This window comes from Sphingomonas bacterium (assembly GCF_903643035.1).
Taxonomy (GTDB): domain Bacteria; phylum Pseudomonadota; class Alphaproteobacteria; order Sphingomonadales; family Sphingomonadaceae; genus Sphingomonas.
Genome location: NZ_CAHJWW010000132.1, coordinates 1 through 8,147 on the forward strand (window position 1 = coordinate 1; position 8,147 = coordinate 8,147).

An 8,147-nucleotide genomic window follows, 5' to 3' on the forward strand; every position below is an offset into this window, starting at 1 on the left:
GTGCGCAACGGCGTGCCGCTCGCAATGGGATCGGTCTTCCGCATCGACGCGTTTCACTGGGACCGGGTCGTGCGCGCCGCCACCCGGGACGAGCGCGGTCGTCTCGCCGTCGCGGTGGATCGCGAACGAGACCGCGCCCGCGTCGCTGCGCGCATAGGTGACATGGCCCGCGTCGTCGCCGGCGACGAACACCGGACCGGACGCTCCGCCCAGCCGCACCGTCGCGCGGCCCTGCGCATCGTTCCGGACGTCCACATCAGCGATCGCGCTCATCTGCTCGGTCAGCGCGTCGCGCTGATCGGCGAGGCTCGCGGCGGCGCTGCTGCCCGGCGCGGAACGGTCCAGACCGTCGTTGACCTTGGCCAGCGACTGTCCCAGCGCGTCGAGCTTCGCAGCGGCATCGTCGGCGGTGCCGTCGAGATCGGAAGCGACCTGATCCAGCGCACGGCCGGTTCCCGCGAACGCCCCGGCCACCGACGTACCCGCTTCCAGCAACGTCGAGCGCGCGGCGGACGCGGTCGGATCCGCGGCGAGCGTGGTGGAGGCGGTGAAGAAGCCAGTCAGCCGGTCGCCCAGCTGGCTGCCGGTCAGCGCGGTCTGCACCCGGTCGAGCCAGGTCGACCCGGTCTCGGTCCGCGCGAGATCGGCCGCGGACGTCCGCACCTCTGCGGCCTTGTAGCTGTCTGCCACCCGACCGATACCCGTCAGCGTGACGCCGTTGCTGCCCAGCACCTTGCCTTGCGACAGGCTGCCGCTGACCGCGGTCACCTCCGCAAGCATGGTGGAACGGCGTGCGTAGCCGGCGGTACCGACGTTCGCGATGTTGTCGGACACGGTTCCAAGCGCGGTCTGGTACGCCCGCACGCCACTTGCGCCGATCGATAGCATGTCGCTCATTTGTGCTTGGTAGCGGCGCCCGGGTTAAGATCCGATTGAGATTTCGACAGGAAGTCGGTCATGGCCTTCCCGATGCCGAGCGGCGTATGCTGCGCCATTTCCCTGGTGATCTGCGCGTCCTGCATTTCACTGAACGTGTCGATCGCCTTGCTGTCGAACAGCGGGTCCGCGAGCTTTGCCGCCCTCATGCTTTTCAGCATCATGCCGGTGAACACCGTCTCGAACTTCTCGCCCGCCGCCTTCAGATTGTCCTTGGACTTGAGTCGGCTGGTATCCTGCGCGGTCGCGCCGGCGGTGCCCTGGATCGGGGAGAGCGGTTCGGTCACAGCACGATCAGCTCGGCCTTGAGCGCACCCGCTTCCTTCAGCGCCTCTAGGATCGCGACCAGATCGGCGGGGGATGCGCCGATCGCGTTCACCGCCTTGACGATGTCGGCGAGCTTGGGACCTGGCGCGAGCAGGAACATCGGGCGGTGCTCCTCCTGCACGGAGACGGCGCTGTTGGGCGTGACGACCGTCTGGCCCTGGCTCAACGGGGCGGGCTGGCTCACCTGCGGTTTCTCGTCGATACGGACGGTCAGCTTGCCGTGCGTCACCGCCGCGGGGCCGACCCGCACGGCGGAGTTGATGACGACTGTGCCGGTGCGCGCGTTGACGATCACGCGCGCGGCGGGTTCGGCGGCGGCGACGTCGAGGTTCTCGATCGCCGACATCATCGTCGCGCGCACATCGGCACCCAGCGGCGCCTTGATCGCGATCGACACCGCATCCACCGCCTCCGCCGAACCCGCTCCCATCCGGCGGTTGACCGCGGCGGCGACGCTCTGCGCGGTCGTGAAGTCCGCGCGCGCGAGATTGAACGTCAGCATCGGCGCGGTGTCAAAGCCGGTCGCGACGGTGCGCTCGACGGTGGCACCTTCCGGTATGCGGCCGGTGGAGGGGATGTTGATGACGATCTTCGATCCGTCCGCACCGTCGGCGCCCAGCCCGCCGACCGCCAGATTACCCTGCGCCATCGCATAGATCTGCCCGTCCGCGCCCAGTAGCGGCGTGAGGATCAACGATCCGCCGCGCAGCGACTTCGCCTTGCCCATCGAAGCGACGGTGATGTCGAGGCGCTGTCCGGGCTTGGCGAACGCCGGCAGTTCGGCCGTGACGAGCACGACCGCGGCGTTCTTCATGCCGGGATTGACGCCCGGCGGCAGCTGGAGCCCGAACCGGCTCGCCACCGCCTTGAGGCTCTGGACGGTATATTCGAGGTTGTCGTCTCCCGTCCCCGGCAGCCCGACGACGACACCATAGCCGGTGAGCTGGTTGGTCCGAATGCCCTGGAACCCGCCGAGATCCTTCACTCGATCCGCCTGCGCGGGAGCGGCGACGAGCAGGCCGGCGAGAAGAACGAAGAGGCGGATCAGGCCCTTCCCCATTGGGGCTTGGACAGGCGCGGGGCGTGCGGAGATCGGGCGGCCGGTCATTGTCACCCTTTCTCGCATCATGTGGTTAACAAACCGCCGATACATCAGAACGGGCTCACCACCTGGAAGAACCGGCTGAGCCAGCCCTGCCGCCCGGCGCGCGCGACGTCGCCCTTGCCGGTATATTGGATCTGCGCGTCGGCGACTCGGGTCGAGAGAACGCGGTTCTCGGTGTCGATGTCGGCGGAGCGGACCACACCCTTGATGCGGACGTATTCGTCGCCGCGGTTCAGCGTCACGCGCTTCTGCCCCTGCACCAGCATGGTGCCATTGGCATAGACCTGCGCGATCGTGACCGACACCTCGCCCGACAACGAGTTCGCCTGGTCGGCGGTACCGCTGCCGGTGAAGTTGCGCGTGCCGCTTGCGGATGCGTCGGTACCGTTGAACAGCGACAGCGCGCCCGTCGTGGGCGGCGTGATCCCAAACCCGCCCGACGATCCAAGTTTCGAGTTGGACGACTTGGACGCGGCGGTCCTCTCGACCAGCACGATCGTCAGTGGATCGCCGACGTGCTTGGCGCGGCTCCCCTCGTACAGCGCGGCATAGCCGCCGACGGCCTGGAAGATCGCGCCGTTCGCTTCGGGCGCGGCGACCGGCATGGCAGGCAGCGCCGACGCGCGCGAGACTGAGAAGTCCTCGGGCGGTTTCTTCTTGCCGAAGACCCTCGCCTCCGCCGGCTGGGGCAGCGTCGCGGCCACGGCGACGCCCATGGCGGCGACGCCGAGCACCAGCTTCATCCATACGCCACCGGCCCGAACCCGATCAGCCCTGGTTGTCATCAGATGTTCTGATTGACGTATTTGAGCATGTCGTCGCTCGCCTGGATCATCTTGGAGTTGACCTCATAGGCGCGCTGCGTCTCGATCATGTCGACCAGTTCCTCCACCACGTTGACGTTGGAGCCTTCCAGCATCCCTTGGCGCACGTTGCCGCGTCCGTCCTGGCCGGCGATACCCATCGTCGCCGCGCCGCTGGCCGCCGTCTCGACGAGATAGTTGTCGCCCGTCGCCTTCAGCCCGGCCGAATTGGGGAAGCTCGCGACCTGGATCTGGCCCAGTGTCGATGGCTCCGTCTGGCCGGCGATCGTCGCCGTCACCGTGCCGTCGGTGCCCACCGTCACCGCGGTCGCGTTCTGCGGCACGGTGATGCCGGGCTGTACCTGATAGCCCTCGCTGGTGACCATCAGGCCCTCGGCCGAACGGTTGAAGTTGCCGGCGCGCGTGTAGCCCAGCTGGCCGCCGGGCAGCTGCACCTGGAAATAGCCGTCACCGTCCAGCGCCATGTCCAGGCTGTTGCCGGTCGTGGCGAGCGTGCCGTTGGTGTCGATCCGCGACGTGCCCTGGATCTTCACGCCGGTGCCGAGATTGAGGCCGGTCGCGTATTTCGTCTCCGCGGTCGACTGCGCGCCGGGATCGGTGACCGTCTGGTACGTCAGCGTCTCGAAGTTCGCCCGATCCTTCTTGAACCCCGTCGTGTTGACGTTGGCGAGATTGTTCGAGATCACCCGCATGCGCATGTCCTGGGCGTCGAGCCCGGTGCGCGCGATGTGCATGGCGGCAATGGTCATGCTTTCACTTCCTTGTTCCTGAAACCGTTCGCTCTGAGCTTGTCGAAGGGCGTGCGACGGGCATGTGCTTCGACAGGCTCAGCACGAACGGGGTTGGTCACGACGGCAACCGCATCGTGGACGCGCCGCTCTCGTCCATGTCCTTGGCAGACTTCATCATGTTGGCCTCGACCTCGTAGGCGCGCTGGTTCTCGATCATCGCGACGAGCGCGGCCGTCATGTTGACGTTCGATCCCTCGATGGCCCCCGTCTCGACCTTGGCGTCCATGTCGTCGGGCAGCGTGCCGCCGCCCTTGACGTGGAGCAGGTTGTCCGTCCCCTTCACCGTCGTCGTCCCCTTGGTGCTGACCAGCTTGATCTTGTCGACGACCTGCGGGTTCTTCGGGTCGCCGCCCTGCGGCACGATCGAGATGGTGCCGTCGCCCGTGATCTTGAGGGAACTGTACGGCGGCACGGTGATCGGCCCAGTTCCCCCGATCACCGGGAAGCCGTCGCCGGTCTGGAGCACGCCCGAGGGTGCGACCTCCAGGTCGCCGCGGCGAGTATACGCCTCGCTGCCGTCGCTCCCCTGCACCGCGATCCAGGCGGCGCCGGTGACCGCGACGTCGAGGTTGCGCCCGGTCTGCTGGATCGCGCCGGGCGTGCGGTCGCAGTCGGTCACCTCCTCGCCGGCGGGCGCGCGGTCGGCGAAGCCCGGGCCGTCGAGCTGCAGCCGGTCGAACACCGCGCGATCGGCGCGAAAGCCGGTGGTGGACGCGTTGGCCATGTTGTTGGCGATCGCTGCCTGCGCGCCGAGCCGCGCCTTGAGGCCCGACGCCGCCGTATAGACCAGCTTGTCCATCCCGGTTCTCCGCTAGATCCTGCGTTCCTGGCGATTAGCGGATGTTGAAGATCGTCTCGATGGTCTGGCTCTGCGTATCCAGCGCCTTCGAGTTCGCCTGGAAGTCCCGCTGCGCCGCGATCAGGTTGACCAGTTCCTCGGTGATGTCGACATTCGAGCCCTCCAGCTTGCCGCTTATGAGCCCGCCGAAACCCGCCTCGTTGGCTGAGCCGAGCTTGGCCGCGCCCGAGATGCCGGTCGCCGACCAATAGCTGTTGCCGAGTTGGCGCAGGCCGGTGGGATCGGTAAAATTGGCGATCGCCACCATGCCCAGCTTCTTTGAATCATTGTTCGAGAAGGTCGCCGTCACGACGCCCGCCTCGTCCACCGACACGCCCGACAACTGCCCCGATGCCTTGCCGTCCTGGCTGCGTGCGGCGACCGAGAAGGCGGAGGCGACCTGCGTCGAGCCGCCGAGATCGAGGCTGAGCGACTGGGTCGTCGTGCTGCCGGTCGGCTGGACCGCGTCGAACTTCGTCGCGGTGGTCGGCGCGGTGAGCGTGCCCTTCGCATCGAACGTCAACGTCACCGGATCGCTCGATCCGCCGACCGTCAGCGGCTGACTGTCGAGATAGCTGTGGACGGACCAGTTGCTCGAGCCATCGGTGCCGGTGGACGGCGTGCGGACGTAGTAACTGGTCATCGTCTCCGCGTTGCCGTTGGCGTCGTAAACGGTCGTCGCCGTGGAGTTGTTGTAGCTAGTGGGATCGGTTCGATCGAACGTCGTGGTCGACGGCACAGTCGAATTGGAAGACAGGTTCACATCGAGCGAGATCGCGGTCGTGGCCTTGGGCGTGCCGCTGGTCTGCGGCAGGGTCAGGTTCATCAACCCGTCGGTCCCGGTCGCGGTGGGGTTGCCGTCCGTGTCGACCGGATAGACCTGGAGAAAGCTGCCCTGCGCGTCGACGACATTGCGGTTGGTGTCCACCGTCAACGCGCCGTTGCGCGTGTAATCGATCTGCGGCGTATTACCGTTGGTCTTGACCGCCAGGAAACCGTCGCCCGAGATGGTGAGGTCCAGCGCGGACCCGGTTGTCGTCAGGCTGCCTTCGGTGAACTCCTGACGGTTCTCCTTTACCACGACGCCCGATCCGACGATCGTCCGCGGATTGGAGGTGAGATTGGACGCGATCACGTCGGCAAACTGCGAGCGGCTCTTCTTGAAGCCGGTGGTGGCGACGTTGGCGAGATTGTGGCTGATGACCGACATGTCGGTCTGCGCCGCCTGAAGGCCGCTCAGCGAGGTGTAGAAGGTCATGCGAATACTCCTTTGAAGCTGGGGTTCAGCCGACCTGGCGGACGGCGGAGACGTCGACCGGGCCGAGGCCGGTGACGTTGAGCGAAGGGGTGCCGCCGGTCGGCAGCGAAACCGAACTCACGGGTGCCCAGACGAGGCTGCGGCTGACGACGGTGCTGCCGCCGTCCTGTGCGGCGACCGAGACGGTGAACGGTCCGTCACCCGCGGCCGCGCCGGCGTCGGTGGTGCCGTTCCAGTCGTAGCTGGTGGTGCCGGCCTTCTGCGCGCCGAGCGACAGCGTCTTGAGCGTGTTGCCGCCGGCGTCCGCGATCGTCACGCGCACATCGGTGGCCGCGGCATCCAGCTCCACCGCGCCGGCGATGCCGCCCGCCGTGCGCGCATAGGCGGTCGATCCCTGCGTCAGCACCGACTTGCCGACATAGCCCAGCGCGTCCGACGTGCTCGTCGCGCCCAATTTGGTCGCGATGCCCGACAGCGTCGTGTTCATCTGGGCGATGCCCGACACGCTGGAGAACTGCGCCATCTGCGCGACCATCTGCGTGTTGTCGACCGGACTGAACGGATCCTGGTTCTGCAACTGAGCGGTCATCAGCTTCAGGAAATCGGACTGGCCGAGCGTCGTGCTGCCGCTCGACGTGGCGGCGGTGGCGGTCGCTGCGGTGGCGCCCGAGCGTGCGATGCCGAGGCTCGCGAGCGTCGAGTCGAACGACGAAGTAGCGGCGGTGGTGGTCATGGTCAGCGGCCCATCTTGAGGGTGTCGAGGATCAGGGATTTCGCCGTGTTCATCACCTCGACGTTGTTCTGGTAGCCGCGCGCGGTCTCCATCATGTCGACCAGCTCCCGCGTCTCGTCGACGGCGGCCTCGAACACGTTGCCGTCCTTGTCGGCGACCGGGTTGGCGGGATCGTACCGCTTGGTCGCGGCCTCGCCCGACGATACGACGTTCTCGACGTCGACCGTCGCCATGCCGCTCGCCTTGTCGTAGCTCGTGCGGAAGACGGGCTTCATCGAGTGATAGGCGGTGGCTTCGGAGCCCGAGACTTGGCCGGCGTTGGCGAGGTTGGACGCGGTGGTGTTCATGCGCGTCAGCTGCGCGCTCATCGCGCGACCGGCGACCTGGAAGATGCTGATCGGCGTGTCGGCCATGCTATTCTCCCTTCAGCGCGCGGGTGATCTGGCCGATGCGGCCGTTCAGGAACGACAGCGTCGTCTGGTACTGGACCGCGTTCTCGGCAAAGGCGGTCTGCTCCGCGTTGAGCTCGACGGTGTTGCCGTCGAGGCTGGGGCCGGTCGGCAGGCGGTATCGGGTCGCCGAGCGGATCGCCCCGTCGCTGGCGCCGCCGGCGTCCGCGCTCTGCTCGACCGCCGACAACGTCGACTGGAAATCGAGGTCCTTCGCCTTGAACCCGGGCGTGGAGGCGTTGGCGATGTTCGACGCCAGCAGCCCCATGCGCTGCGAGCGCACTTCCAGTGCCGCCGCGTGAATGCCGAACAGGCTGTCCTGTGCCACCTGCAATTGGTCCCCGAACGTTGATCCGACGACACCGCAGCAATGACCGTGCCAGTCGCTCTTCAAGGCCGGGCGGACGTCCGGGACGGTCGGAGCGGCAACCGGAGGCGGCAAGTGCTTGCCGGCCGGCGGCAAGGCTGCCGGTTCCATCCGGTTTGGTTGAGTGGGTAGATGCGCGACTGGCCCGCAGCTTGCATCAACGAAGGCGATGACGCCCGCCTCCTTCCTTGACCCCGTCGCGCTCGTGCTCGTGCTCGGCGGCACGCTGCTGGCCGCGGTCCTGCGGACGCCGCGCGCCGACCTCGTGCGTGGGGTCCGCGCGCTTGCCGCCATGTCGCGCGTGCCCTTCGACGCGCAGCCGCTGCTGGATCAGGTGGCCGCACTGTCGCGGATCGCACAGCGCCACGGCGTCATGGCGCTCGACCGGACGGTCCTCGCCGATCCCGATCTCGCCGGCGCGGTGGCGGACATCGTCGACGGTCACGCGCCCGGCATGGTGGCGCAGCGGCTGGAGCAGCGTCGCCAGGCGCGGGTCGAGCGGTACTGCGCCGCCGCGGA

General features: G+C 67.6%; 10 protein-coding genes and 1 pseudogene. 1 reads left to right on the forward strand and 10 read right to left on the reverse strand.

Features of this window, described 5'->3' with window-relative positions; genetic code table 11:
• From HUV01_RS09450 to flgB, 10 genes are all read right to left on the reverse strand, one after another.
• Positions 1 to 897, reverse strand: an 897-nt coding sequence (locus tag HUV01_RS09450) for a FlgK family flagellar hook-associated protein (RefSeq protein ID WP_217430970.1), incomplete at its 3' end; no start/stop codon positions are given.
• Positions 894 to 1,223, reverse strand: a complete 330-nt coding sequence (locus HUV01_RS15180; protein WP_254606532.1) for a rod-binding protein — start codon at positions 1,221 to 1,223, stop codon at positions 894 to 896. The genes HUV01_RS15180 and HUV01_RS09450, both read right to left, overlap by 4 nt.
• A complete protein-coding gene (locus tag HUV01_RS09460) occupies positions 1,220 to 2,323 on the reverse strand; it encodes a flagellar basal body P-ring protein FlgI (protein WP_174298031.1) in 1,104 nt (367 codons plus the stop codon). The genes HUV01_RS15180 and HUV01_RS09460 overlap by 4 nt, the downstream gene beginning before the upstream one ends.
• 92 nt (positions 2,324 to 2,415) lie before the next feature.
• Positions 2,416 to 3,111, reverse strand: a complete 696-nt coding sequence (locus HUV01_RS09465) for a flagellar basal body L-ring protein FlgH (RefSeq protein ID WP_174298032.1) — start codon at positions 3,109 to 3,111, stop codon at positions 2,416 to 2,418.
• 41 nt (positions 3,112 to 3,152) lie between these two features.
• On the reverse strand, positions 3,153 to 3,941 hold the full coding sequence (gene flgG / locus HUV01_RS09470) for a flagellar basal-body rod protein FlgG (protein ID WP_174298033.1): 789 nt from the start codon (positions 3,939 to 3,941) through the stop codon (positions 3,153 to 3,155).
• A gap of 97 nt (positions 3,942 to 4,038) precedes the next feature.
• Positions 4,039 to 4,782 (reverse strand): flagellar basal body rod protein FlgF, encoded by a 744-nt coding sequence (locus HUV01_RS09475; RefSeq protein ID WP_174298034.1) that lies wholly within the window; start codon positions 4,780 to 4,782, stop codon positions 4,039 to 4,041.
• 34 nt (positions 4,783 to 4,816) lie between these two features.
• The gene (locus HUV01_RS09480; RefSeq protein WP_174298035.1) at positions 4,817 to 6,079 is read right to left on the reverse strand and encodes a flagellar hook protein FlgE; all 1,263 of its coding nucleotides are present in this window, start codon (positions 6,077 to 6,079) and stop codon (positions 4,817 to 4,819) included.
• 25 nt (positions 6,080 to 6,104) lie between these two features.
• Positions 6,105 to 6,812, reverse strand: coding sequence for a flagellar hook assembly protein FlgD (locus HUV01_RS09485; RefSeq protein ID WP_174298036.1), 708 nt, complete (start codon positions 6,810 to 6,812; stop codon positions 6,105 to 6,107).
• Positions 6,813 to 6,814: 2 nt separating this feature from the next.
• Entirely contained in the window at positions 6,815 to 7,225 is a 411-nt protein-coding gene (gene flgC / locus HUV01_RS09490; RefSeq protein WP_174298037.1) for a flagellar basal body rod protein FlgC, read from the reverse strand.
• A gap of 1 nt (position 7,226) precedes the next feature.
• Positions 7,227 to 7,589, reverse strand: a complete 363-nt coding sequence (gene flgB / locus HUV01_RS09495; RefSeq protein WP_174298038.1) for a flagellar basal body rod protein FlgB — start codon at positions 7,587 to 7,589, stop codon at positions 7,227 to 7,229.
• Between the two features lie 208 nt (positions 7,590 to 7,797).
• Between flgB and HUV01_RS09500 the strand changes: the two are divergent.
• Positions 7,798 to 8,147: pseudogene (locus HUV01_RS09500) on the forward strand (biopolymer transporter ExbB); the annotation flags it as partial.